We start from the raw sequence: 25,061 nt of genomic DNA on the forward strand, positions 1-25,061 counted from the left end.
TAAGAGAAAATTCTATACTCAATATAGTCTTTATATTCCCTTTAGCGCCTCTCTCATGGAATCTATGACTGCCTTATAGTCAGGTTTTGAATAAATTGCAGAGCCTGCCACAAAAGTATCTGCTCCAGCCTGGGCAATTTGCGCAATATTGCTGGCATTGACTCCCCCGTCTACCTCCAAACGAATTTTCTTACCTCCATTCGCTTCATAAGCATTCAGCATACCTCTGACTGACTTCAACTTTTCCAAGGTTGAAGGAATGAAAGATTGGCCACCAAAACCAGGGTTGACAGACATTAGGAGTATTAAGTCCACTTTATCTAGAATGTACTCGAGGTAACTCAAGGGTGTTGCTGGGTTTAAGGTGATGCCTGCTTGACAGCCACAGTCTTTAATAAGACCTAAGGTGCGATCAATATGAGCGCTAGCCTCTGGATGAAAGCTGATCAAATTGGCGCCCGCTTTAGCAAAATCAGGAATGATCCGATCAACAGGCTCAACCATTAGATGGACATCGATACATGCTGGTTTGCCATCTTTAATGGCATATGACCGAATCGCTTCACAAACTAAGGGGCCAATTGTGAGATTGGGAACATAGTGATTATCCATTACATCAAAATGAATCCAATCGGCACCTGAATCCAAAACATTCTTAACCTCATCGCCCAATCTTGCGAAGTCAGCAGATAAAATGGATGGTGCAATGATGTAGTCTTTGCTCACTGAAATTTCCCCATATAGATGCTCTTATTAAACAGACATCAACGCTTTCGTTGCCCGAAGCATTTGACAACTGTAGCCCCATTCATTGTCATACCAAGATAATACTTTGACCAAATTACCATCTTTGGATACTCGTGTCTGCGTGCTATCAAAAATACTAGGTAGTGGATTATGATTAAAGTCAATGGATACCAGCGGCAAAGTGTTATATCCAAGCACTCCTTTGAGCGAGCCCTCACTGGCCTCTTTCAATAAAGCATTAACTTCATCTGCACTTGTTTTGCGAGTGGGGATAAAAGTTAAATCAACAACAGAAACATTAATGACGGGGACGCGCATAGCAAAACCATCAAACTTACCTTGCAATTGAGGTAAAACAAGTCCAACCGCTTTAGCAGCGCCAGTTTTAGTAGGAATCATGCTCATCGTCGCAGAACGTGCCCGACGCATATCCTTATGATAAACATCCGTTAATACCTGATCATTGGTATATGCATGAATAGTGGTCATTAAGCCAGACTCAATACCGATACTGTCTAATAGCGGCTTGACAATAGGAGCTAAGCAGTTCGTTGTACAGCTAGCATTTGAAACAACAATGTCTGATGGCTTTAATGATTGATGATTAACGCCATATACAATCGTAGCATCAACATCCTTTTCTCCAGGCGCTGAAATTAATACCTTTTTAGCCCCTTGTTCGATGTGCACCATAGCCTTTTCTTTGGACGTGAATACGCCGGAACATTCAAGGACTACGTCAACATCATATTCACCCCAAGGAGTCTCTTGAGGGTTGCGTGTAGAAAATATTTTGATCCGGTCGCCGTTGATGATCATGTGATCACCATCAACCTCAACGGTGCCTGGAAAACGACCGTGGGCAGAATCGTATTGGGTTAAATGGGCATTCATATCAATTCCACCCAAACCATTAATTGCTACGACTTTAATGTCATTAAATTTCTCTTCATAAATTGCCCGCAACATCATGCGCCCAATTCGTCCATATCCATTGATTGCCACTTTAATTGTCATATGTATTCTTACCTTTCAACACTAAAATTAGTAACTAGGGCTCAACTGAGAAAAGTCATCAGCAATGACTTTGGCAAGGGAAAAGTCGCCATCAGAAAAAAATTGGCTTCGTACGACAAGTACGTCAATGCCTGCATTCCAAGCTGCCAGTAGGCCATTGCCCGAATCCTCTACAGCCATACAGGAACCTGGATCAGCCCCTAATTTTTTCATTGCTAGTAGATATGCCTGTGGGTCTGGCTTTTTAAGCTGCACATCCTCGCCACAGATCACCACTGCTGGCTCAGTTGAAATTTGACTTTCCAATACCTGCTTCCACAAACTATCCCAATTGGACTGACTAGTTGTGGTCACTACACCCCATCGCTTTCCGTGAGCGGAAAGCTCATTGATAAACCATACCAAACCAGTCCTTGCTACCACAACCCCCTCTTGCATAAGCTGTGCATAAATCTGATTTTTAGCTAGGTGTACTTGCTTCAGAAGCTTGTCATCTGGGAGCCAAGAAGCGCCATTATTGCCGGCCTGCTCAATGGTATGTCGATAGTCTTTGAGGCGCTCAAACCCACCGGTTGTTTTTAGTAACTCCTTATAGGTTTGACTATCCCAATGCCAAGGAATGGAAAACTGTTTAAACGCAGCGTTAAAAGCGGGTAAATGCCCTAAGCCCTCTGTCTCAGCCATGGTGCCATCGACATCAAATAAAATGTATTCATAAGGACTAAGGTCAATTTGCATCATTTAGCTTTAGTCACAATTGCTTAGTTCACAATTGCAGCTAACTCTCCTTTTGCATATTGAACTGCCATGTTGTCCAAAGAAATTGTTTTGATCTTCGAAGCTTGACCAGCACTACCAAAGGCAATAAAACGGTCACGGCAGATATCTTTTGCTGCTGCAGTTGCCACTTTGAAAAAAGCTCGCGGATCAAATTCTTCAGGTTTTTCTGCCATTAATTTACGCATTGCGCCTGTCATCGCCAAGCGGATATCAGTATCAATGTTAACTTTTCGCACTCCATTTTTAATTCCCTGGACTATTTCTTCAACTGGAACACCATAAGTTTCTTTAATTGCTCCACCATACTGTCGAATAATGGCAAGCCATTCTTGGGGAACACTCGATGAACCATGCATCACTAGATGCGTATTGGGGATGCGTTGATGAATTGCCTTAATCCGATCAATTGCCAAAATATCGCCAGTCGGAGGGCGACTAAATTTGTACGCGCCATGGCTTGTACCAATGGCAATTGCTAGAGCGTCCACTTGTGTCTCTTGAACAAAGCGGGCTGCCTCATCGGGATCTGTTAATAATTGAGAGTGATCCAAAACGCCTTCAGCACCAACGCCGTCTTCTTCACCGGCAGTTCCAGTTTCTAGAGAGCCTAAACAACCCAACTCTCCTTCGACAGAAACACCTACTGCATGCGCCATCTCTACGACTCGACGTGTGACACCGACGTTATAGTCATAGGTAGCTGGTGTTTTAGCATCAGCCATTAAGGATCCGTCCATCATGACGCTCGAAAATCCGCTTCGAATAGACATTTGGCATACATCTGGAGATGATCCGTGATCCTGATGCAAACACACCGGGATATGAGGATACTGTTCAGCAGCAGCTTGCACCATCAGGCGCAGAAATGCCTCCCCAGCATATTTTCTGGCGCCTGCTGAAGCCTGCAAAATAACCGGGCTATCTAGCTCATCTGCCGCCTGCATGATGGCATGGATTTGCTCCATATTATTAACATTGAATGCAGCAATTCCATATTGATGTTCAGCCGCATGATCAAGTAATTGTCTTAAAGAAATTAATGCCATATTTACACCTCTGTAATTTATTGGGTTGCTCTTTTAACTAAAATATCGACCGCAGGTAAGGTTTTTCCTTCCAAGAACTCTAGAAAGGCACCTCCCCCGGTTGATATGTAATCAATTTGATTGGCAATCTGGTACTTGCTGATTGCAGCTAGCGTATCTCCACCCCCGCCAATCGTAAATGCAGGTGAATGGGCAATTGCGGCAGCCAGCATTTTGGTTCCACCGCCAAATTGTTCAATCTCAAATACGCCAACAGGCCCATTCCAGACGATCGTTCCAGCATTAGAAATAATCATGGCAAGCTTAGCTGCTGTTCGCGGCCCAATATCCAAAATCATGTCATCTGACTGAACTTCTTCGGCCATGACTTTGTTTGCTCGTGCTTGAGATGAAAATTCGTTGGCAACAATCACATCATTTGGAATGGGAACCTCAGCGCCTCGCTTAGCCATGATGGCCATGATTTCTTTTGCTTCATCAACGAGATTAGGTTCTGCCAAAGACTTTCCAATTGGCAGACCCATTGCAAGCATAAAAGTGTTTGCAATACCACCACCCACAATCAGTTGATCTACTTTTTCAGCAAGGGATTTTAGGATTGTTAACTTTGTAGAAACTTTTGAGCCTGCAACAATCGCAACCAATGGTCGCTGCGGATTTTGAAAAGCTAAGCCTAAGGCATCTAGTTCTGCTGCCATTAATGGTCCGGCGCAAGCAATCGGAGCGTATTGTGCTATCCCATAGGTTGTTGCTTCAGCGCGGTGCGCCGTACCAAAAGCATCATTTACATAGACATCGCATAATGACGCCATTTTCTTTGCCAGCGCATCATCATTTTTTTTCTCACCTACATTAATACGACAGTTCTCTAGCAGTACCACCTCACCAGGATTCACTTTTACGCCATTCTCGACCCAGTTTGTAATAAGAGAAACCTTACGCCCTAACAGATCTGCAATTCGCAATGCAATAGGGCCTAGCGTTTCTTCTGGGTTTAGCTCACCCTCAACCGGTCTACCCAGATGAGAAGTCACCATCACTGCTGCACCTTCAGATAAAGCATGTTGAATTGCCGGGATCGATGCTCTGATACGGGTGTCGTCCATAATGACGCCAACATCGTTTTGTGGCACATTCAGATCGGCGCGGATAAAAACCCGTTTACCTTTTAAATCAATGTCTGTCATTCGTAAGAATTTCATTGAATTCCCCGAAAGTAATTAGGCACATCAGAAATATCTTCTACCAGACGATCAGGATCAGACATTGAGATTGGACGCCCATGGTTATAACCATAAGGTACAGCCCAGCACACAATTCCAGCTGCTTTTGCGGTAGCAACATCAATTTCAGAATCACCAACAAAGAGACTATGCCCTGGAGATGAATTCAGGGTATGAATACAGTGCTCAATCACACCAGGGTGAGGCTTTTTAAATGGCAAAGTATCACCACAAATCACCATATCAAAGTATTGATTGAGATCGTATTTCTGCAAGATGCGCTCGGTAAATTTAGTTTCTTTATTGGTAATAATGGCTTGCTTAACCCCAATGGACTGCACCTGCTCCAAAGTTTCGATAACTTTAGGAAAAAACTGGCTACAAGTTCCTGCGGTATTGCCATAATGAATCATGAAGCGATGCATGACCTCAGTCCACGGCACTGATTTATCTCCTGCATTAGCTGCCCAAGCCTGCTCCATTAGCCAGCCAGTACCATGACCAATCCAACGACGAACATCCGCCTCATCAACATGACGGCAAGAAAAATCCTCTAGGGTGAGATTTACTGCTTGGGTAATTTCAGTGGCAGTATCTAAGAGCGTGCCGTCAAGATCGTACATTACTAAAGCCATGATTACCCCCTATACGCTTGCAACTAATCGATCAACCGTTAAGCCCAATAGCTCATATACAGCCGGTGCCGGGGCTGACTCACCAAAGCGATTGATACCGACAACTTCACCTTCTAAGCCAACGTATTTACGCCAAAAATCCGGATGACCTGCCTCAATGGCAATGCGCTTAATTCCTTTAGGCAATACCTTTTCTTTCCACTGGGCATCCTGCTCATCAAATAATGCTGTGCAAGGCATCGATACAATGCGTACATGTCGACCAAGCGCGTGCAATTTTTCTTGGGCTTGCATGGCCAAGCTAACTTCAGATCCCGTAGCAATAAATACGGCCTCTGGGCTAGCTGCGCAGTCAGAAAGAATATATCCACCCCTCAAAATATCGTGTGCCTGCACTCTTTCACCTGAATACTGTGGCAGATTTTGACGGGATAAGAATAGCGCTGCCGGGCCATCTTTCCTCTCAATAGATTCGATCCATGCCACGGCTGTTTCAAAGCCATCACATGGGCGCCACAAATGTAAGCCTGGAATTAAACGAAGACTGGATGCATGCTCAATCGGTTGATGGGTCGGTCCATCCTCCCCCAAGCCAATAGAATCATGCGTTAATACATAGATGACTCTTTGCTTCATCAACGCACTCATGCGCATTCCGTTGCGTGCGTAATCTGAGAATACGGCAAAAGTACCGCCATAAGGAATTAAGCCACGATGTAAAGCAATACCGTTCATGATGGCACTCATACCAAACTCGCGCACACCATAGGAAAGGTAGTTAATATCTTCATCCTGATGTGTGTGCCAGGCTTTACTGGTTTTTCCAGCAGTTAAATTAGAGCCTGTTAAATCTGCTGATCCACCTAAAAGCTCTGGGATGCCAGCAACTAAAATATCAAGCGCTTGCTGTGAAGATTTGCGACTTGCTGTTGGAGCTGAAATCGATTTAGCGAAGTCTAAAAGACTAGATTTGGTTTGAGCCCAATTACTTGGCAACTCCTCGCGCATAACTCGCATAAATTCCGCAGCCAAATCTGGAAATGCGCTTGCATAGCTACTAAATTGACGATTCCATTCTGATTGGGCACTTTGACCCGCTTCAATAGCACTCCAAGCCGATTGAATGTCTGCCGGAATCTCAAAAGGAGCATATGGCCAATGCAATTTTTCTCTGGTTGCAGCCGCTTCTTTCTCACCCAATGGCGCCCCATGCACATCATGGGTACCAGCCATATTTGGAGAGCCCCAACCAATCGTGGTTTTGCAGATAATGAGATTCGGTTTAGCTGTCTGTTGTTTAGCCAAAGTAATTGCGTCTTGAATCTGACTGGCATCATGGCCATCAATTGGGCCAATGACATTCCAACCATAAGACTTAAATCTCATAGCAGTATCGTCTTTAAACCAGCCCTCTACATGACCATCAATTGAAATCCCATTGTCATCATAGAAACAAATGAGTTTATTGAGACCCCAAACACCAGCTAGTGAACAAGCTTCATGACTGATGCCTTCCATGAGACAACCATCTCCCATAAACGCATAAGTGCGATGATTGATGACTTCATGATTTGGCCGATTAAAGCGTTTTGCAAGTATTTTTTCAGCTAGCGCCATACCAATTGCATTTGCTATGCCTTGACCTAGAGGACCAGTTGTCGTTTCTACTCCAGGGGTGATATCTACTTCAGGATGTCCAGCAGTGATGGAATGAAGTTGGCGAAACTTCTTAATATCCTCAATGGTGACAGCGTAACCCGTGAGATGAAGCAAAGAATAAAGCAACATCGAGCCATGACCATTAGAGAGAACGAAACGATCGCGATTGGGCCAGCGTGGATCTGCAGGATTGTGCTTCAGATGTTTACGCCATAAAACTTCAGCAATATCAGCCATTCCCATGGGTGCACCAGGATGGCCAGATTTAGATTTTTCTACTGCATCAATAGATAAAAAACGGATTGCATTGGCTAATCTTCTATCTTGAGTAATTGAGGTCATAAAGACTTTCTAAGTAATGAGGTTATGCCCGACGCTTTAAATCCATTAAACGCAGAATCATCGGCGTGAAAATCAATTGCATTGCAAGTCCCATCTTGCCGCCAGGAATCACCAGCGTGTTTGGTCTTGTCATCATGGATCCCCCTAACATGGAGATCAAGTATGGAAAGTCAATTCCCTTGGGGTTTGCAAAGCGGATAACCACCATGCTTTCATCTGCGCTAGGAATATCTTTTGCAATGAAAGGATTAGATGTATCCACAGTTGGTACGCGTTGAAAATTAACATGCGTTTTTGAAAATTGGGGGCAGATGTACTTCATGTAATCCGGCATCCGACGCAAAATCGTATCGACCACCGCATCTTGAGAGTATCCGCGCATATTTTGATCGCGATGCAGTTTCTGAATCCATTCCAAATTGATAATAGGAACTACTCCAACCAATAAATCAACATGCTTAGCAACGTTAGCTTCATTGCCAACATAGGCACCATGCAATCCCTCATAAAATAAAAGATCCGCTCCTGGCTCCATTTCTTGCCAAGGAGTAAAAGTTCCAGGCTCTTGCTTAAATTCAGCACCCTCTGCCGCATCATGAATATATTTGCGGTACTTTCCCAATCCAGTCTCGCCAAACGTCTTGAAGATACCCTCCAGTTCGGCCAATAAATTAGCCTCTGGACCAAAATGGCTAAAGTGATTATTTCCGCTAGCAATTTCCTTTTTCATTTGCTCGCGCATCGACATACGATCGTAGCGATGCATCGAATCACCCTCTAAGACTTGGGCTTTAATACCGTCACGCCTAAAGATGTGTTGGAAACTTTTCATCACCGTTGTCGTACCAGCACCAGATGAGCCTGTCACTGCAACAATTGGAAATTTAATAGACATACTTAAATCCTTTAGGAAAAATTAACGGTATAAGGAACGATCGCTAAATAAGGGTGATGAATATTGGCTATCAGCACCACTATCGTATTCACGGTGATATTTCTCGATACGCTCTACTTCATTACGTGATCCCACCACTACAGGAATACGTTGATGAATATTCTCTGGCTGCACATCCATAATCCGTGCTCTTCCGGTTGACCCCAAGCCGCCAGCCTGCTCAATCACAAAACTCATAGGATTGGCTTCATACATCAAGCGCAGACGGCCCGGACGGCTTGCATCTTTTGTATCTTTTGGGTACATGAAGACACCACCACGCATGAGGATGCGATGAACGTCCGCAACCATACTAGCGATCCAGCGCATATTGAAGTCACGACCACGAATATCCGTTTTTCCAGCCTTACATTCCATGACATAGCGATGAATGGGCGGCTCCCAAAAACGCTCATTACTAGTGTTAATCGCAAATTCACTGGTATCTGCGGGAATTTGAATATCTGGATGGGTCAAGACAAAATTGCCAACCTCACGATCTAGTGTGAAGCCATGCGTCCCCTTGCCTACCGTAATGACCAACATTGTTGAAGGGCCATAAATTGCATAACCTGCAGCCAATTGTTTTGTACCAGGCTGAAGATAGTCGCCCATCTCTGGCTCTCTACCTTTTGGCGCCTCGAGAATGGAGAAGATAGATCCCACTGAAACATTCACATCAATATTGGATGAACCATCTAAGGGATCAAAGACCGCTAGAAATGGTCCACGATTTTGAGGGTCTGTTACGGGGATAGGTTCATCGTTTTCTTCTGATGCTAGACCGGCAACTAAGCCACCCAGTTGAAAAGTATTAATAAAGGCTTGATCGGAGAGAACATCGAGCTTCTTCTGAGTTTCACCCTGAATATTCTCCGTCTCTAAACTACCCAAAATATCTGCGAGACCACCCTTTGCTGTCATAGAGGAAATCGCTTTTACGGCAGCTGCGACATCTACGAGCAAAGCTGCGAGATCGCTTTTCCCCTCAGCTTGGAGCTGTTGGATTAAGAATTTTGATAATGTAGTCCGGCCTAAATGCATGCCAATTCCCCTTGCAATAACGTGGTCATGAAATCAATGTAGTGATAGAAAACCATAAAATCCAATCACTAATATTTACTTATTCATTAGGTTTAGCTGATAATTGGGAAATGCGCCCATACACCCTAAAGCAAATACATACCTTTATTGAAGTAGCTAAGGAAAACTCCATCTCTAAGGCTGCTGATAACCTCTTCGTTACTCAGCCAGCAATATCTATGCAAATCAAGCAGTTAGAGGATGTTTTTGGCATTCCTTTGATTGAACCTTTAGGCAGAAATATTCAGCTGACTAGCGCTGGCAAAGCATTTTTAGACCAAGCTCTTACGGTAATGTCGGAGCTAAAAGACTTAGAGGCCATCATGGCCGGTCACCGTAATTTAGGTGGTGGAGTCATTTATTTGGGTATTGTGAGCACCACCAAATACTTTGTGCCGATGCTTTTAGTGGAGTTTCATAAGCTATTTCCCGGTATCGAGGTCATTCTGAAGATTGATAATCGGGAAAATATTCTGGCCATGCTTGCTCGAAACGAGGTTGATCTTGTCATCATGGGTCGTGTTCCAAAGGAAATGGCTTGTGTGGCAGTTCCATTTGTTACCAATCCTATGGCGATTGTTTCTAGTCCTAGTCACCCTTTTTCTCGGCGCAAACAACTGAAATTTAGCGACCTTGCAGATCAGGAATTTGTGGTCAGGGAAATGGGCTCAGGAACAAGACAGGCAATGGAAAGACTCTTTCAAGAGAATCAAACCCCTTTAAATATCGCCATGGAAATGCCCAGTAATGAAACCATTAAGCAGGCTGTAATGGCAGGAATGGGCTTAAGCTTCCTATCTCTTCGAACGGTGCGACATGAAATGGGTACTGGCCATATTGCCCTACTAGATGTCATTGGCCTGCCCCATGTAGGTCATTGGTATATCACCCACCGGATTCAGAAGAAGCTATCTCCAGCAGCCAATGCCTTAAAGGAATTTGTGATTGAGCAAGGCGGCCCACGGATTAATGTCTGGGCTTAATATAAGTTTTTTCTTATGCTTTAAGAAAAATAAATGAATATTTCTTATGATATTTCCTTCGTATAGTTCGATCAAAGGGGTTAGCTCCTGACATTAAATCAACCGAATGGAGATAAGAAATGGATCAATCGAATCGCTATGCTGACTTAAGCCTTAAAGAGGAAGACTTAATCAAGAATGGGAAACATATCTTGGTTGCTTACAAGATGAAACCCAAATCCGGGCATGGATATCTTGAAGCAGCTGCGCACTTTGCCGCAGAATCATCAACCGGCACAAACGTTGAAGTTAGCACAACCGATGATTTCACCAGAGGTGTAGATGCGTTGGTGTATTACATTGATGAAGCTACCGAAGATATGCGAATTGCATATCCCATTGATTTGTTTGATCGCAATATTACTGATGGCCGCATGATGTTGGTGTCATTTTTAACCTTAGCGATTGGTAACAATCAAGGCATGGGCGATATTGAACATGCAAAAATTCATGATTTTTATGTTCCTGAAAAAGTCATTCAACTATTTGACGGCCCTGCAAAAGATATTTCTGATTTATGGCGCATTCTAGGTCGCCCCATTAAGGATGGCGGCTATATTGCAGGAACAATCATTAAGCCAAAACTGGGTCTACGTCCTGAGCCCTTCGCAAAGGCAGCTTATCAATTTTGGTTAGGTGGTGACTTCATCAAAAACGATGAGCCACAAGGCAACCAAGTATTTTGCCCCTTAAAGAAAGTGATGCCGCTTGTTGCTGATGCAATGAAACGCGCTCAAGACGAAACTGGTCAAGCAAAGTTATTCTCAGCAAATATCACAGCCGATGATCATTATGAAATGTGCGCTCGTGCCGATTACATTCTGGAGACTTTTGGGCCAGATGCCGATAAAGTAGCCTTCCTAGTAGATGGCTATGTTGGCGGTCCTGGTATGGTGACAACTGCGCGTCGTCAATATCCAGGTCAATATTTACACTATCACCGTGCTGGGCATGGCGCGGTCACCTCACCTTCAGCGAAGCGCGGCTACACTGCCTTTGTTTTGGCGAAGATGTCGCGCTTACAAGGTGCATCAGGCATCCACGTAGGTACGATGGGTTTTGGCAAGATGGAAGGTGAAAACGATGACAAAAATATCGCTTACATGATTGAGCGCGACGAGGCACAAGGACCTGTCTATTACCAAAAATGGTATGGCATGAAACCGACTACGCCAATTATTTCCGGCGGAATGAATGCCCTGCGTTTACCTGCCTTCTTCCAGAATTTAGGACATGGCAATGTGATTAACACTGCTGGTGGTGGCGCTTATGGTCATATTGATTCTCCTGCAGATGGCGCTATTTCTCTGCGTCAGTCATATGAGTGCTGGAAAGCGGGTGCTGACCCGATTGAATACGCTAAAGAGCATAAAGAATTTGCTCGTGCATTTGAATCCTTCCCGGGTGATGCAGATAAGCTTTACCCAGGCTGGCGTGAGAAGCTAGGCGTACACAAGTAATTCTTTTAGCTTAGCAACTCTCAAGTTTTCTTTTCTTATGCAACTCACAAGGCCAGCAATGGCCTTGTGATTTAGAAAGATCAATATGTCAGAAGCACAGCAATACAAGGTAAAAAGCCAGCCGTTTTATCAAGCCCAGGCGAATGAGATAGCCTTATACGAAGCCGCTTATCAAGCGCGTCTACCCATCATGCTTAAAGGACCCACTGGATGCGGAAAATCGCGCTTTGTTGAGTTTATGGCATGGAAACTCAATAAGCCCCTGATTACAGTCGCTTGCAATGAGGATATGACCGCATCAGATTTATTGGGACGCTACCTACTCGAATCCGATGGCACTCGCTGGCTTGATGGCCCCTTAACCACTGCCGTCAGAATGGGCGCTATTTGCTACCTCGATGAAGTGGTAGAGGCTCGGCAAGACACTACCGTAGTCATACACCCATTAACCGATCATCGTAGGCAACTGCCATTAGATAAACGCGGGGAATTAATAGAAGCCCATCCTGATTTTCAATTGGTGATTTCTTATAACCCTGGCTATCAAAGCCTCATGAAAGATTTAAAACAATCGACCAAGCAACGCTTTGTAGGATTTGATTTTGACTATCCGAGCGCTGAAGTGGAGGCCAATATCGTGACCTCTGAAACTGGAATAGATTTAAATACTGCGGAAAAACTTTGTCAGATCGCAATCATTGCCCGCAAGCTCAAGGGTCATGGACTTGATGAAGGCATTTCAACCCGCCTGCTCGTTTATGCAGCCAAGCTCATTATGCTGGGGATTAATCCACGTGATGCCAGTCTAATGGCCCTGGTTCGACCAGTCACAGACGATAGTGATATCAGCGCAACTTTAGAACATGCGATTACTGCAATCTTTGCATAACCACAATATATGTCGGCCTCCAACACTGCAATCTCGCCTGAGATACAGGCTTTTAGAGAGCGCTTAGACTGCCGTTTCCCCCAAATTGATGATGTCTTTGAAGAGTGTATTAAGGAGGCAAAGACCGTATTAAGCCCCTTAGGAATCGAGCAATATTTAGAGCAGGCTCGATTTTTGGGCAAGATGGGTAGAGGTGTTGAGCCAATCTTGGTTTTTTTACAAAATTGGCCTCAAGTAGCTAGCATCCTGGGAGAGCATTCTCTTGATCCCATCAAAAAAACTATTCATACCATTTGGAGATCGCCCAATGGCAATGCAATCACCCCATTTATAGAGTCTTTGCCAGCAATATCAAGAAGGCTTCCTTCCGAAGATCTTTTAAAGCAATACCTTGCGTTGACTTTGGATTTAATGGAGCGCACTAGCACCTCAATTCATGGCATACACAAGACCTATGCCAGCCCAAGTTTGATCGATTTTTTTGAATATTCCCATCAACTACTAGCGATTTTGAGTATTTCTGGGCTTAGGAAATGGGTAGATTATGGAGTTCGAAACTACCACCATCACCCAGATAATCAACGAGCTTATTTCCAGCTCAAATCATCGGACAGTAAGGCAGTGATGCAACGAGAGCGCAATGGCACTCTGTTGGTCGACAATACGCGCAAGTTAGATCTTTATCTTTTGGGGCTATGGAACGACCATGATTTTTTAGTTCCCTACAGCACCGGCATTAGCGATGTAACGATTCATGCGCCCTACTTTGACCATTCCGGTATTCGTTTGCCTGATGTCTATGAGGATCTTGATTCCATTTCAGGAGTTAATCGGTATCGCGCAGCTTTAGCTCATATTGCCGGACACCGTTGCTGGAGTACAGCCATTTTTGCAGATAATTACAGTCCGCTACAAAGAATGGCGATTGAGTACCTTGAGGATGCACGTATAGATTATTTGGCAATCAGGCGATATCCCGGTTTAAAAAATATCTTCCTGGCATTACACCCGATACCGATTGAGGGGGAATGCGATGTAAGAACCCAATCCTGTATTCGTCACCGCCTATCCATGCTTTCAAGAGCAATTCTCGATGAGAATCATGGCTATACAGATACTCACATTTTGAAATACTCCAGCCTGGTCCGTGAAAAATTAGCGACTAATTCTCTTAGTACAGAGGATATTCTGAATATCGCACTATCGTACGTAGCAAAAACTCGATTGCAGAGCGATCAACTCCCCAATACTTACTTTAAAGACACTGAAATTAGCTACCGTGACGATAATCGTCATCTATGGAAATTCTATGAACTCAGTGATGATGAAGAGCAATTTGATCTAAAGAAATCATCCTCAGAAAATCAAGAAATTCAAAGCCTGCCTCCGCGACACTACCCCGAGTGGGACTATGTGAGCCAGTCCTATAAGCCTGACTGGGTTAGTCTGTATGAAGTGCTGCACCCATCTGGCGAAGCAAGCTACATTGATCGCCTTCTAGAAAAACATCAGGCTCTAGTAAAGAAACTCAAACGTCTGATCGATTTATTAAAACCTCAGAATCGTGTTCGAATTCGATATCAGGAGGATGGCGATGAACTCGATTTAGATGTTGCCATTAAATCAATCATTGATTTAAAAAGTGGAAATCAACCCGATCCAAGGATCAATTCTAGCCACCGAACAGATGGCCGAAATATTTCTGTGATGCTCTTATTGGATCAGTCTGAATCTCTCAATGAAAAAATTTCCTCAAAAGATCAAACAATTCTTGAGCTTAGTCAGGAGTCTGTTTCAATTCTCGCGAGCTCAATCAGTATTTTGGGTGATCCACTTGCAATTGCTGGGTTTAATTCCAATACCCGACATGAAGTCAATTACATGCACATCAAGGGATTTAGTGAACCCTGGGGTAACGATGTAAAAAGTAGGCTTGCTGGTATGAAGGCTAGGCATTCGACCAGAATGGGTGCTGCACTTCGTCATGCTGGACACTATCTGTCAAATCAAAAGTCGGATAAAAAATTACTACTCGTACTCACTGATGGTCAGCCGTCTGATATTGATGTGAAAGATGATCAATTATTAATACAAGATGCACGCAAAGCTGTGCTTGATTTAGATCAACAAGGGATTTATACCTACTGTATTAATTTAGATTCAAATGCAGATACATATGTTGGCAGTATTTTTGGAAAGCAATATACGGTAATTGATCGTCTTGAACGATTGCCCGAACAGCTCACCAAACTCTTTATGACGCTTACTCAATAAATCAGGAAGGCTATCAATATGCTTCGTACGACGAATGCTATCAATAAAGGTGCTGTTGTTCATGTTATTGATAATGATGAAACTGTACGTGATTCCTATGCACTACTTTTAAGTGCTTATGATTACATTGTCTATTGCCATGAAAGTGCCGAAGGTTTTTTGCGCACACTTGCAGCGAATAATATGCGTAACTTGGGGTGCATCCTTTTAGACTTAAAACTTGCGGGGCTATCTGGCCTAGAGCTTCAAAGGATACTGATTGATCAGGGATTTAAAGTGCCCATCTCTTTTGTGGCTGGATTTGCTGAAGTATCCCAAGCTGTAGAGGCTATTAAGCTTGGTGCTTTCGACTTTCTTCAAAAGCCCATTCAAAATGAGGAGTTATGCAATCTTGTCGCGCAAATGCTGACTAAAGCACAGCAGGATCTCGATAAATTAAATCAAGAGTCAGAGCTCAGTGCATTATTTCAGACCCTCACATCGCGTGAGAATGAAATTCTAGATCACATTATTGCTGGAAAAAGCAATCGGCAAATAGGTGAAGAGTTAAATATTTCAATTAAGACGGTTGAGCAACATCGTGCCAATATTATGGATAAATTAAAAGTAAAGAGGCCCGCCAACCTATTAAATTTAATCTTTAAATTTAAAGGGGCAAAAGCTTCTTAGGGCGATGTAGCCCTAGATAAGTCAAAGAAAAAACCTCTTAATGGGGCTTTTTCTTGACTGGTGGTAAATCAGTGCAATGACCCAGCGCCGCTTCCGCTGCTAACCCCACCGACTCACCTAAGGTTGGATGCGGATGAATGGTTTTACCAATATCCACCGCATCAGCACCCATCTCAATAGCTAGGCAAACTTCACCAATCAAATCACCAGCATGAGTGCCAACAATTCCACCACCGATGATGCGTTTTGTTGTCGCATCAAAAATGAGTTTGGTGAAACCTTCGTCGCGACCATTGGCAATTGCTCGGCCACTAGCAGCCCACGGAAATAGCCCTTTTTCATAGGCAATACCCTGCGCCTTGCACTGCTCTTCTGTCAGACCAGCCCAAGCTACTTCAGGGTCGGTATAAGCAACTGACGGAATTTGTTTTGCATCGAAATAGGATTTCTCGCCAGCAGCAGCTTCTGCGGCAACGTGACCTTCATGTACTGCTTTATGCGCCAACATTGGCTGTCCAACAATATCGCCAATAGCAAAGATGTGACTCACATTAGTGCGCATTTGCTTATCGACTGCTATGAAACCGCGCTCATCTACAACCACGCCAGCGGCTGCAGCATCAATTTTCTTGCCATTGGGCGTGCGCCCTACTGCCACTAAAACCAGATCGTATGTTTGCGGTTCTGCAGGGGCATTTTCACCCTCAAAACTGACTTCAATGCCATCAGGTTTGACTTGCGCCTTAGCGGCACGCGTTTTGAGCATGATCTTTTCAAAGCGGCCAGCATTAAATTTCTCCCAAACCTTTTCTAAATCACGATCTGCTCCAGCCATCAGACCATCCATCATTTCAGCAATATCGATACGTGATCCCAGAGTGCTATAAACAGTAGCCATTTCAAGACCAATAATGCCACCGCCGATCACCAACATGCGCTTCGGAATGCTCTTAAGCAATAAGGCACCAGTGCTATCAACAATGCGCGGATCTTCTGGTAAGAATGGCAGCTTCACGGGTTGGCTACCTGCAGCGATGATGGCCTTTTGAAAACGGATCACCTCTTTTTGACCGCTTAAGTCTTGACCGCTACCAGTAGTTAATTGCACCTCTACATGATTGGCATCTAAGAAGCGGCCTAAGCCTCGAACGACTTGTACCTTACGTGCTTTGGCCATACCCGCTAAACCGCCAGTTAATTTAGCGATTACCGAATCTTTATAAGCACGCAATTGATCAATTTCAATCTTGGGTTCGCCAAAGCTAATGCCATGCTTAGACATGGTCTTCACTTCATCCATTACAGCAGTCGTATGCAGCAATGCCTTTGAAGGAATGCAGCCTACATTCAAGCAAACACCACCCAATGTAGCGTAGCGCTCAACCAGAATCGTACTCATTCCCAGATCAGCACTTCTAAAAGCAGCACTATAGCCACCAGGTCCAGCACCTAAAACCAACAGCTCACACTCATGATCCACCTTACCGCTATATTGACCAGCGACAGGCGCAGCTATGGGTGCTTCTACAGGTGCAGAAACTGGAGTTGACTGCACAGCTGGTGCACTAGGGGCAGAAGCTGTCGCCCCGGCGGATTCAATCTCCATTACTGCACTGCCTTTGCTAACCTTATCACCAGCTTTTACAGAAATTGTAGTAATGGTTCCAGCAGCATCGGATGGCACTTCCATGGTGGCTTTATCGGATTCAAGAACAAGCAATGCTTGCTCTTTCTCAATCACATCCCCCACCTTCACAAGCACTTCAATGACAGGTACATCGGTGTAGTCGCCAATATCTGGCACGAGAATAGTTTGCTTAGTCATATATTCCTTTTAGAGCGCAGCGCGACGGAAGTCGGACATTAACTGAGCAATATAAGCATTAAAGCGAGTTGCTAAAGCACCATCAATCACACGATGATCGGCGCTCAAGGAGAGTGGACAAATGAGTCGAGGAACAAATTGCTTACCATCCCATACTGGTTTCATAGCAGCTTTACTGACACCTAAAATAGCTACCTCAGGTGCATTCACGATCGGGGAGAAGTACGTTCCACCAATTCCGCCTAAGGAAGAAATCGTAAAGCTAGCACCCTGCATCTGCTCGGGTTTTAATTTGCCATCTCTTGCTAGGGCTGCTAATTCAGAAGTCTCGCGAGCTAACTCAAAAATACCTTTTTTATCCGCATCTCGGATAACAGGAACGACTAAACCATTCGGGGTATCAGCAGCAAAAGCGATATTGAAGTATTTCTTCAACACGAGATCATCACCATCAAGCGAGCTATTGAACTCTGGGTATTTCTTAAGAGCAGCTACTGCGGCTTTCATTAAGAAAGCAAGCATGGTGATTTTGACGCCCTGCTTTTCATTCTCTTTATTAGTCAATACACGGAAAGCTTCTAGGTCTGTAATGTCAGCGTCTTCATGATAAGTAACGGCTGGAATCATGACCCAGTTACGACCCAAATTGGCGGCAGTTAACTTCTTAATGCGATTAAGCGGTTGACGCTCGGTTTCCCCAAACTTTGAGAAATCCACTTTTGGCCATGGAATGAGATTAAGGCCGCCCAAGCTTCCGCCCGAACTACTGCTGGCCGATCCAACCCCACCACTCATTGCTGCTTTGACAAATGCCTGCACATCGTCTTGGGTAATACGCCCTTTAGGTCCACTACCTTTAACGTGATGAATTGTCACCCCCAGATCACGAGCAAACTTACGTACTGAAGGGCTCGCATGACTAGCTGTTGGATCAACCACTACAGGGGTATTGCTCACGGGTGGTGGCGCTGGTGCACGCACAATCGGAGGCTCAACCTTGGGTGCTGGTGCCGGAGCCGGAGCCACTTCAACCTTGGTTGGCGCTGGACTTGCTGAGCTTTGCGTTGCCGCAGATGAACCTGACTCTTCTAACACTAAAACAATTGCACCTTCAGAAATCGAATCGCCCACTTTTACTTTAACTTCTTTGACGATTCCCGAGTGAGAGGAAGGCACATCCATGGTTGCTTTATCAGACTCGAGGACAACAATAGACTGTTCTTTTTCAACCTGATCACCCGCCTTAACCAAGACCTCGATGACGGGCACATCTTTGTAATCCCCAATATCGGGAACTTTAATATCAATTAATTGGCTCATATAGGATCTCTTATCAAACCGTCATTGGGTTAGGCTTGCTTACATCAATCTGATACTTCTCAATTGCTTGGGCCAATTTTTGACGATCAAGCTGACCAGCATCTACCAAAGAACGCAAGGCTGTTAATACAACCCAACGGCGATCAACCTCAAAGAAGTCACGCAATTTCTCACGGGTATCTGAACGACCAAAACCATCAGTGCCCAAGACTTCATAACGACGACCCATATGCTGAATTGCCGGACGAATTTGCTCAGCAAACAAGCGTACGTAATCAGTAGCCGCAATAATGGGACCGGTAGTGTCTTTTAGGCATTTCTCAACATGAGATAAGGCAGGAGCTGCGCTTGGGTTTAATAAGTTATTGCGATGAACCGCATTCCAATCACGACCTAATTCAGTAAAGCTTGGGCAACCCCATAAGTCAGATGCGATGCCCCAGTCCTGTTGCAAAATATCTGCCGCTTCAATTACTTCGCGGAAGATGGTGCCTGAACCGAGTAACTGCACGCGCAACTTGGCATTGGCATCGCCCACAGACTTGAGCTTATACATCCCCTTAATAATGTCTTGCTCTGCACCCTTAGGCATAGCAGGGTGAGCATAGTTCTCATTCATGAGAGTGATGTAGTAATACACATCCTCTTGGTCGGTCAACATACGACGCATACCATCTTGAATAACAACGGCTACCTCAAATGAGAAAGAAGGATCGTAGCTAATGCAATTAGGGATAGCGGCGCTCCACACTTGACTATGACCGTCTTCGTGCTGCAAACCTTCACCATTTAATGTTGTTCTGCCCGCAGTACCACCAAGCAAGAAACCACGGCTACGCATATCTCCTGCCGCCCAACATAAGTCACCAATGCGCTGGAAACCAAACATCGAGTAGAAAATATAGAACGGCAGCATCGGCACGCCATGCGTCGAGTAGGCAGTTGCAGCAGCAATCCAATCACACATGCCACCCGCTTCGTTAATACCCTCTTGCAAAATCTGACCTGTCTTATCCTCTTTATAGAACATCAATTGATCATGATCTTCGGGCGTGTAGAGCTGGCCTAATTGATTCCAAATGCCGAGCTGACGGAACATGCCTTCCATACCAAAAGTACGAGACTCATCCGGAACAATAGGCACAACCCGCTTGCCCAACACTTTGTCACGGACAATCGTATTGAGAATACGGACAAAAGCCATCGTGGTCGAAATCTCACGACCTTCTGTAGTAGCTTCCAATAGCGGACCAAAGACTTCTAATCCAGGGACAGGCAAACTCTCAGCCTTCATGCGACGCTGCGGTAGATAGCCACCCAACTCTTGACGACGCGCCTTCATATAGTCGAGCTCTGGACTTCCTTCAGCAAACTTCACCAAAGGCATTTCATCTAGCTGTTCATCTTTTACGGGGATTTCAAAACGATCCCGGAAACGACGCACATCATCTGCATTCATTTTTTTAGCTTGGTGAGCAATATTCATTGCCTCACCAGAACCGCCCATGCCGTAACCCTTAATGGTATGAGCCAAGATCACTGTAGGTTGATCTTTGTGGTTTACCGCTGCATGAAAGGCTGCATAAATCTTATGGGGATCATGGCCGCCACGATTGAGCTGCCAAATCTCTTCATCACTCCAGTCGCTGACTAGAGCCTTAAGCTCTGGCGTATTGAAAACTTTCTCACGAACATAGGCGCCATTTTTAGCCTTCATGGTCTGATACTCGCCATCAACAATTTCACCAAGGCGTTGCATCAAGATACCTTTTTTATCGCGGGCAAATAGCGCATCCCAGTGACCACCCCAAACTACCTTAATGACATTCCAGCCGGCACCACGGAACTCGCTTTCGAGCTCTTGAATAATCTTCCCGTTTCCACGAACAGGTCCATCAAGACGCTGAAGATTACAGTTCACAACAAAAATCAGGTTATCCAATTTCTCACGGCCAGCCATACCAATGGCACCAAGTGATTCAGGCTCATCAGTTTCGCCATCACCTAAGAAGGCCCATACTTTGCGACCCTCAGCTTTAATAAATCCACGATCTTGCATGTAGCGCATAAAGCGGGCTTGGTAGATCGCCATGATGGGACCAAGTCCCATAGATACTGTCGGGAACTGCCAGAAATCCGGCATCAACCAAGGGTGCGGATAACTGGATACACCCTTACCACCCACTTCTTGACGGAAGTTATTGAGCTGTTCATCAGCCAAACGACCAAGCATATAGGCGCGCGCATAAATACCTGGGGCTGAATGCCCTTGGACAAATATCAGGTCACCGCCATGTTCAGGCGACGGTGCATGCCAGAAATGATTAAAGCCAACATCATATAAAGTGGCTGCTGATTGAAATGAAGAAATGTGTCCGCCGACGTTAGTATCTTTATTGGCACGCAAAACCATAGCCATGGCATTCCAACGGGTGTATGAGCGAATACGGTGCTCAACGTTCTGATCTCCTGGTAAGCGGGCTTGCTGCTCTACAGGGATCGTATTGATGTACGGTGTTTCCGCATGAAATGGTTGATTAACACCATTGACACGCGCATGGGAAATTTGCTGATCAATTAAATAAGCGGCTCGCTCTGGCCCTTCGTTACGAATTACGCCATCTAAGGCTTGCAACCACTCTTGGGTTTCACCTGGGTCTACATCTTGCTTGCCTGCGCTACCCAAAAATTGATCTGGAACTGCGGCCATATTCTGTCTCCATGAGATACATCGGTATAGGTAATTGACTCTATAGCCAATATTCTAGGAAGGTCTATGGGTGTAAACAAGCAAAATCCCACATAATGATAATATTTCTCACTATATGGAATTATGGTGCGACGCAAATAAAATGTCAGCGTCAGTAAATAATCAAAATTCCGCACTCAATCAGGCAAAATAGCCTGAATTCATGAGAAAAATCGTATTTTCATTTTGGCAGTTAAGACCAGTGAAATGGCTCCGAAAAATACGGGGTTTTAAGCTGGTTTACACCCCGCTATTAGCCATTGTGCTGTTTACAGCGGTAATGGGCGTCATCCTTGGCACGCTTCAATTACAAGAAAAAAGCCAGCAAGAAGCTGCGCTCTTTAGAGAGCTCTCTTTTGCAAAACAGCGCATTCAATTGCGCTTCTCAAATAACACTGATATTTTTCAATCTCTTGGACGTGAGTATCTCAATTCAGGTGAATCTCTTAAAGATCGTGCGAATGTCACACTTCAAGCTGAAAACCTATTGCAGAGCAATCATGAGATTGTGCAAATTATCTGGATCAATAAGGACAATCATATTGACTGGAGAGTTCCATACAATAACGCTAGAACCAATTGGTTTAATAAGCCTGAAAATGCACCCATTCTCAAAGAGGCGCTACGTAAATCGAATGAGCTCAGTAATGCAACACTTCGTCCCGCCTATAGTCAATTCCTTACCTTAGAAGTTCCACCGAATGACCCGGTTGCCAAAGATATTCGTCATGTTTTTTGGCAAACAGTCCCACAACTTGCTGGCTCTGATACCAAAGGAAGTATTGCAGTCTTGTATTCAACCCAAGCACTGTTAGAAATCATTCCTGGTGAGCTAAAGGGGCAATATCGTTTCACCCTGTTAACGGATGAAGGAAAAGTCCTCGCAATATCGTCGGATAAAAATACACCGAAACGCGCATTTAGCAATCAAACCAGTCTAGATATTGGAGTGCTTAGTCCAAACCTGAGCTTGCGAATCGATACTTACCCCCCTGCTACCAACCTTACCTTCCGCATGCTGATCGGGGTCGTCCTAGGCTTAAGCGCATTTGTGATTTGGAGTTTGTGGTCAGTATTAAGACAAATGCAGGTTCGCCAAGAAGCAGAAGCAAACTTACGAACAGAAACTAACTTTCGTATCGCTATGGAGAACTCAACTCCAGTAGGTATTCGAGCGCATGACATGAATCGCAGCATCACCTATGTCAATCCCGCCTTCTGTGAGATGACTGGCTGGAGCGCTGAAGAGTTAATTGGTCAAAAGCCTCCCTTTGCATTTTGGCCAGAGACTCAAAAAGCCGAGCTCACCGAGAAGATGAATAGAGCCTTGCATCTCACGCACAGCCAAGAAAAAAAGGTTGGTATTGAGGGATCGATTATCCGACGTGATGGCAGCATTATTCAAACACGTACCTTTATCGCGCCTTTAATTAATGAAAAGGGTGTGCAAGCTGGTTGGGTTACCTCTTTAATTGATATTTCTGAGCCGAAAAAAATTCGTGAGGAGCTAGCTGCCTCCCAAGAGCGCTTTATTACCGTACTTGAAGGTTTGGATGCAGCAGTATCCGTAGTGTCTAACGAGACTGGAGATCTCCTGTTTGCCAATCGTTTCTATCGCGAACGATTTGGTGATAGTTCTCAAGGCCACTTTGAGTTGGCAGGTCAAGACACTACTATCAATCAAGCTAATCAACAATTTAATATAAGCGACTCAATCAGCACAGAAAATATTAATGTCTTTGCTCAACAAGAATCCGAGTCAAATGAAATTCAACTACTTGATTCTGCAACGGGTCAACAAAAATGGTATGAAGTGCGTCGTCGTTTCGTACCATGGGTAGATGGTCATTTGGCACAACTCTTAATCGCAACTGATATCACCATCCGAATTGAATCTGACGAACTGGCTCGTCAACAAGAGGAGCGCATGCAATTTACAGGTCGATTAACCACCATGGGTGAGATGGCCTCCTCCTTAGCGCATGAGCTAAATCAACCCCTGTCTGCCATCTCCAACTACTGTATGGGTGTCGCCAAAAGATTGCAGGGACAGCTAGAACCCAGCTTACAAAAAGACATCATTCCTGCTTTGGAAAAAGCCTCCAATCAAGCGCACCGAGCGGGAACCATCATTCAGCGCATCAAGGGCTTTGTTAAACGTAGTGAGCCACAACGTAAATCCTGCGACATTAGTGAAATCATCAATGATGCTGTAGGTTTGGTGGAAATTGAGGCAAATCGCCATCGCCTCAGCATTAAATCCGAAGTAGCAGACAATCTGCCGCACGTTGATCTAGACCCCATTCTCATATTGCAGGTTTTAGTCAATTTGCTAAAAAACTCGCTAGACAGCCTACGAGAAGCCTACCCCCTCTCCTCGCGCTGGTCAGCGCCTCCCGTGAAGATTTCAGCCGATCTGGACACCAGCATATTTCCAGCCATGCTCCGCATCCAAGTTACCGATGCAGGGGCTGGTATTGCAGATTCCGTGATCGAACGCATGTTTGAGCCATTTTTTAGCACCAAAAATGATGGTATGGGTATGGGCCTCAATATTTGCCGCTCTATCATCGAATCCCATCAAGGTCGCCTTTGGGCCAAAAATCTCATGGATGCAGAACATACCAAGCGCTCCGGCTGCAGCTTTACAATACTCTTACCTCTTGAAACCCCCGGGTCTCAAGCTAATATTTAACCCTATACCTTTGTGAATTCTCTGTGAGAGCAAATATGAACCTCAGTTCCGCCACCAAATCAAACCAAGCCGAAGTGGTTTATGTTGTCGATGATGATGAGGCAGTGCGTGATTCTTTGACCTGGTTGCTAGAGAGTAATGGTTATGTAGTTCGTTGTCATGCTAGCGCAGAACGTTTTTTGCAGTCTTTACAAAGCACTGATAAATCCACTATATCTTGTGCTATTTTGGATGTTCGTATGCCCGGTATGTCTGGCCTTGAATTACAAGAACGTTTAATTAGTGAAAACTTACCGATGCCGGTTGCTTTCATCACAGGCCATGGTGATGTCTCCATGGCAGTATCTACAATGAAACGTGGTGCGGTCGATTTTATTGAAAAGCCTTTTAAGGAAAATGATCTTTGTGCCTTGGTTGATCGCATGTTTGCAAAAGCGCGTGTTGACTACTCTCAAGCAAGCCAAAGAAAAGTAACTCAGAGTTTGCTCAGCAAGCTCACTGGTCGTGAGCGTCAAGTATTAGAGCGCATTGTTGCAGGCCGCCTAAATAAACAAATTGCAGATGACCTTGGCATCTCCATTAAGACTGTTGAAGCGCACCGCGCCAATATTATGGAGAAATTAAACGTCAATACTGTTGCCGACCTTCTGCGTCTCGCTCTTTCCGATCCACAGCCTAACTAAATTTTTGCC

The 25,061-nt window shown here is 44.6% G+C and carries 19 protein-coding genes; 7 read left to right on the forward strand and 12 right to left on the reverse strand.

Translation table 11 applies throughout. From position 1 onward, the window contains the following. Positions 1 to 30: 30 nt before the first annotated feature. The 9 genes from rpe to FD974_RS05195 are packed head-to-tail and all read right to left on the reverse strand — an operon-like array spanning position 31 to position 9,427. The gene (gene rpe, locus FD974_RS05155; protein WP_215362983.1) at positions 31 to 726 is read right to left on the reverse strand and encodes a ribulose-phosphate 3-epimerase; all 696 of its coding nucleotides are present in this window, start codon (positions 724 to 726) and stop codon (positions 31 to 33) included. A gap of 27 nt (positions 727 to 753) precedes the next feature. Then, a complete protein-coding gene (gap, locus tag FD974_RS05160) occupies positions 754 to 1,764 on the reverse strand; it encodes a type I glyceraldehyde-3-phosphate dehydrogenase (protein WP_215362985.1) in 1,011 nt (336 codons plus the stop codon). 27 nt (positions 1,765 to 1,791) lie between these two features. Further along, positions 1,792 to 2,505 (reverse strand): HAD-IA family hydrolase, encoded by a 714-nt coding sequence (locus FD974_RS05165; RefSeq protein ID WP_215362987.1) that lies wholly within the window; start codon positions 2,503 to 2,505, stop codon positions 1,792 to 1,794. Between the two features lie 20 nt (positions 2,506 to 2,525). Beyond that, entirely contained in the window at positions 2,526 to 3,590 is a 1,065-nt protein-coding gene (fba, locus tag FD974_RS05170; RefSeq protein WP_215362989.1) for a class II fructose-bisphosphate aldolase, read from the reverse strand. A 17-nt stretch (positions 3,591 to 3,607) separates the two neighbouring features. Further along, positions 3,608 to 4,792 (reverse strand): phosphoglycerate kinase, encoded by a 1,185-nt coding sequence (locus FD974_RS05175; protein ID WP_215362991.1) that lies wholly within the window; start codon positions 4,790 to 4,792, stop codon positions 3,608 to 3,610. Then, on the reverse strand, positions 4,789 to 5,448 hold the full coding sequence (locus FD974_RS05180) for an HAD-IA family hydrolase (protein ID WP_215362994.1): 660 nt from the start codon (positions 5,446 to 5,448) through the stop codon (positions 4,789 to 4,791). The genes FD974_RS05175 and FD974_RS05180 overlap by 4 nt, the downstream gene beginning before the upstream one ends. A gap of 9 nt (positions 5,449 to 5,457) precedes the next feature. Next, the gene (gene tkt / locus FD974_RS05185) at positions 5,458 to 7,449 is read right to left on the reverse strand and encodes a transketolase (RefSeq protein WP_215362997.1); all 1,992 of its coding nucleotides are present in this window, start codon (positions 7,447 to 7,449) and stop codon (positions 5,458 to 5,460) included. Positions 7,450 to 7,471: 22 nt separating this feature from the next. Beyond that, a complete protein-coding gene (locus tag FD974_RS05190; protein WP_215362999.1) occupies positions 7,472 to 8,344 on the reverse strand; it encodes a phosphoribulokinase in 873 nt (290 codons plus the stop codon). Positions 8,345 to 8,365: 21 nt separating this feature from the next. After that, positions 8,366 to 9,427, reverse strand: a complete 1,062-nt coding sequence (locus tag FD974_RS05195) for a class 1 fructose-bisphosphatase (RefSeq protein ID WP_215363002.1) — start codon at positions 9,425 to 9,427, stop codon at positions 8,366 to 8,368. A 110-nt stretch (positions 9,428 to 9,537) separates the two neighbouring features. Between FD974_RS05195 and FD974_RS05200 the strand changes: the two genes are divergently transcribed. The 5 genes from FD974_RS05200 to FD974_RS05220 all read left to right on the forward strand — a co-directional run bounded on the left by FD974_RS05200 (position 9,538) and on the right by FD974_RS05220 (position 15,780). After that, entirely contained in the window at positions 9,538 to 10,449 is a 912-nt protein-coding gene (locus tag FD974_RS05200; protein WP_215363004.1) for a LysR family transcriptional regulator, read from the forward strand. A gap of 119 nt (positions 10,450 to 10,568) precedes the next feature. Further along, the gene (locus FD974_RS05205; RefSeq protein ID WP_215363006.1) at positions 10,569 to 11,948 is read left to right on the forward strand and encodes a ribulose-bisphosphate carboxylase; all 1,380 of its coding nucleotides are present in this window, start codon (positions 10,569 to 10,571) and stop codon (positions 11,946 to 11,948) included. Between the two features lie 85 nt (positions 11,949 to 12,033). Further along, positions 12,034 to 12,837, forward strand: a complete 804-nt coding sequence (locus FD974_RS05210) for a CbbQ/NirQ/NorQ/GpvN family protein (RefSeq protein ID WP_215363008.1) — start codon at positions 12,034 to 12,036, stop codon at positions 12,835 to 12,837. A gap of 9 nt (positions 12,838 to 12,846) precedes the next feature. Beyond that, positions 12,847 to 15,111: a nitric oxide reductase activation protein NorD gene (locus FD974_RS05215; RefSeq protein ID WP_215363010.1), complete on the forward strand. Its 2,265-nt coding sequence runs from the start codon at positions 12,847 to 12,849 to the stop codon at positions 15,109 to 15,111. Positions 15,112 to 15,129: 18 nt separating this feature from the next. Beyond that, the gene (locus FD974_RS05220; protein WP_215363012.1) at positions 15,130 to 15,780 is read left to right on the forward strand and encodes a response regulator transcription factor; all 651 of its coding nucleotides are present in this window, start codon (positions 15,130 to 15,132) and stop codon (positions 15,778 to 15,780) included. Between the two features lie 37 nt (positions 15,781 to 15,817). On the opposite strand, the gene lpdA is transcribed toward FD974_RS05220, so the two are convergent. The 3 genes from lpdA to aceE are packed head-to-tail and all read right to left on the reverse strand — an operon-like array spanning position 15,818 to position 21,635. After that, entirely contained in the window at positions 15,818 to 17,605 is a 1,788-nt protein-coding gene (gene lpdA / locus FD974_RS05225; RefSeq protein WP_215363014.1) for a dihydrolipoyl dehydrogenase, read from the reverse strand. A 9-nt stretch (positions 17,606 to 17,614) separates the two neighbouring features. Then, positions 17,615 to 18,925: a dihydrolipoyllysine-residue acetyltransferase gene (gene aceF, locus FD974_RS05230; RefSeq protein ID WP_215363016.1), complete on the reverse strand. Its 1,311-nt coding sequence runs from the start codon at positions 18,923 to 18,925 to the stop codon at positions 17,615 to 17,617. Positions 18,926 to 18,938: 13 nt separating this feature from the next. Continuing rightward, positions 18,939 to 21,635, reverse strand: a complete 2,697-nt coding sequence (gene aceE, locus FD974_RS05235) for a pyruvate dehydrogenase (acetyl-transferring), homodimeric type (protein WP_215363018.1) — start codon at positions 21,633 to 21,635, stop codon at positions 18,939 to 18,941. Between the two features lie 202 nt (positions 21,636 to 21,837). Here aceE and FD974_RS05240 point away from each other — a divergent pair, with 202 nt between their 5' ends. Further along, positions 21,838 to 24,369, forward strand: a complete 2,532-nt coding sequence (locus FD974_RS05240; RefSeq protein ID WP_215363020.1) for a PAS domain S-box protein — start codon at positions 21,838 to 21,840, stop codon at positions 24,367 to 24,369. A 35-nt stretch (positions 24,370 to 24,404) separates the two neighbouring features. Further along, complete coding sequence (locus tag FD974_RS05245; protein WP_215363022.1) at positions 24,405 to 25,052, forward strand: response regulator transcription factor; 648 nt, start codon at positions 24,405 to 24,407, stop codon at positions 25,050 to 25,052. Positions 25,053 to 25,061 lie beyond the last annotated feature (9 nt).

The organism is Polynucleobacter sp. es-EL-1 (genome assembly GCF_018687975.1).
GTDB lineage: Bacteria > Pseudomonadota > Gammaproteobacteria > Burkholderiales > Burkholderiaceae > Polynucleobacter.

Coding starts and splice junctions, on each gene's coding strand:
- gap (WP_215362985.1), bottom strand. CDS start 1,764: ATGACAATTAAAGTGGCAATCAATGGATATGGACGAATTGGGCGCATG.
- FD974_RS05165 (WP_215362987.1), bottom strand. CDS start 2,505: ATGATGCAAATTGACCTTAGTCCTTATGAATACATTTTATTTGATGTC.
- fba (WP_215362989.1), bottom strand. CDS start 3,590: ATGGCATTAATTTCTTTAAGACAATTACTTGATCATGCGGCTGAACAT.
- FD974_RS05175 (WP_215362991.1), bottom strand. CDS start 4,792: ATGAAATTCTTACGAATGACAGACATTGATTTAAAAGGTAAACGGGTT.
- FD974_RS05180 (WP_215362994.1), bottom strand. CDS start 5,448: ATGGCTTTAGTAATGTACGATCTTGACGGCACGCTCTTAGATACTGCC.
- tkt (WP_215362997.1), bottom strand. CDS start 7,449: ATGACCTCAATTACTCAAGATAGAAGATTAGCCAATGCAATCCGTTTT.
- FD974_RS05190 (WP_215362999.1), bottom strand. CDS start 8,344: ATGTCTATTAAATTTCCAATTGTTGCAGTGACAGGCTCATCTGGTGCT.
- FD974_RS05195 (WP_215363002.1), bottom strand. CDS start 9,427: ATGCATTTAGGCCGGACTACATTATCAAAATTCTTAATCCAACAGCTC.
- FD974_RS05200 (WP_215363004.1), top strand. CDS start 9,538: ATGCGCCCATACACCCTAAAGCAAATACATACCTTTATTGAAGTAGCT.
- FD974_RS05205 (WP_215363006.1), top strand. CDS start 10,569: ATGGATCAATCGAATCGCTATGCTGACTTAAGCCTTAAAGAGGAAGAC.
- FD974_RS05210 (WP_215363008.1), top strand. CDS start 12,034: ATGTCAGAAGCACAGCAATACAAGGTAAAAAGCCAGCCGTTTTATCAA.
- FD974_RS05215 (WP_215363010.1), top strand. CDS start 12,847: ATGTCGGCCTCCAACACTGCAATCTCGCCTGAGATACAGGCTTTTAGA.
- FD974_RS05220 (WP_215363012.1), top strand. CDS start 15,130: ATGCTTCGTACGACGAATGCTATCAATAAAGGTGCTGTTGTTCATGTT.
- lpdA (WP_215363014.1), bottom strand. CDS start 17,605: ATGACTAAGCAAACTATTCTCGTGCCAGATATTGGCGACTACACCGAT.
- aceF (WP_215363016.1), bottom strand. CDS start 18,925: ATGAGCCAATTAATTGATATTAAAGTTCCCGATATTGGGGATTACAAA.
- aceE (WP_215363018.1), bottom strand. CDS start 21,635: ATGGCCGCAGTTCCAGATCAATTTTTGGGTAGCGCAGGCAAGCAAGAT.
- FD974_RS05240 (WP_215363020.1), top strand. CDS start 21,838: ATGAGAAAAATCGTATTTTCATTTTGGCAGTTAAGACCAGTGAAATGG.
- FD974_RS05245 (WP_215363022.1), top strand. CDS start 24,405: ATGAACCTCAGTTCCGCCACCAAATCAAACCAAGCCGAAGTGGTTTAT.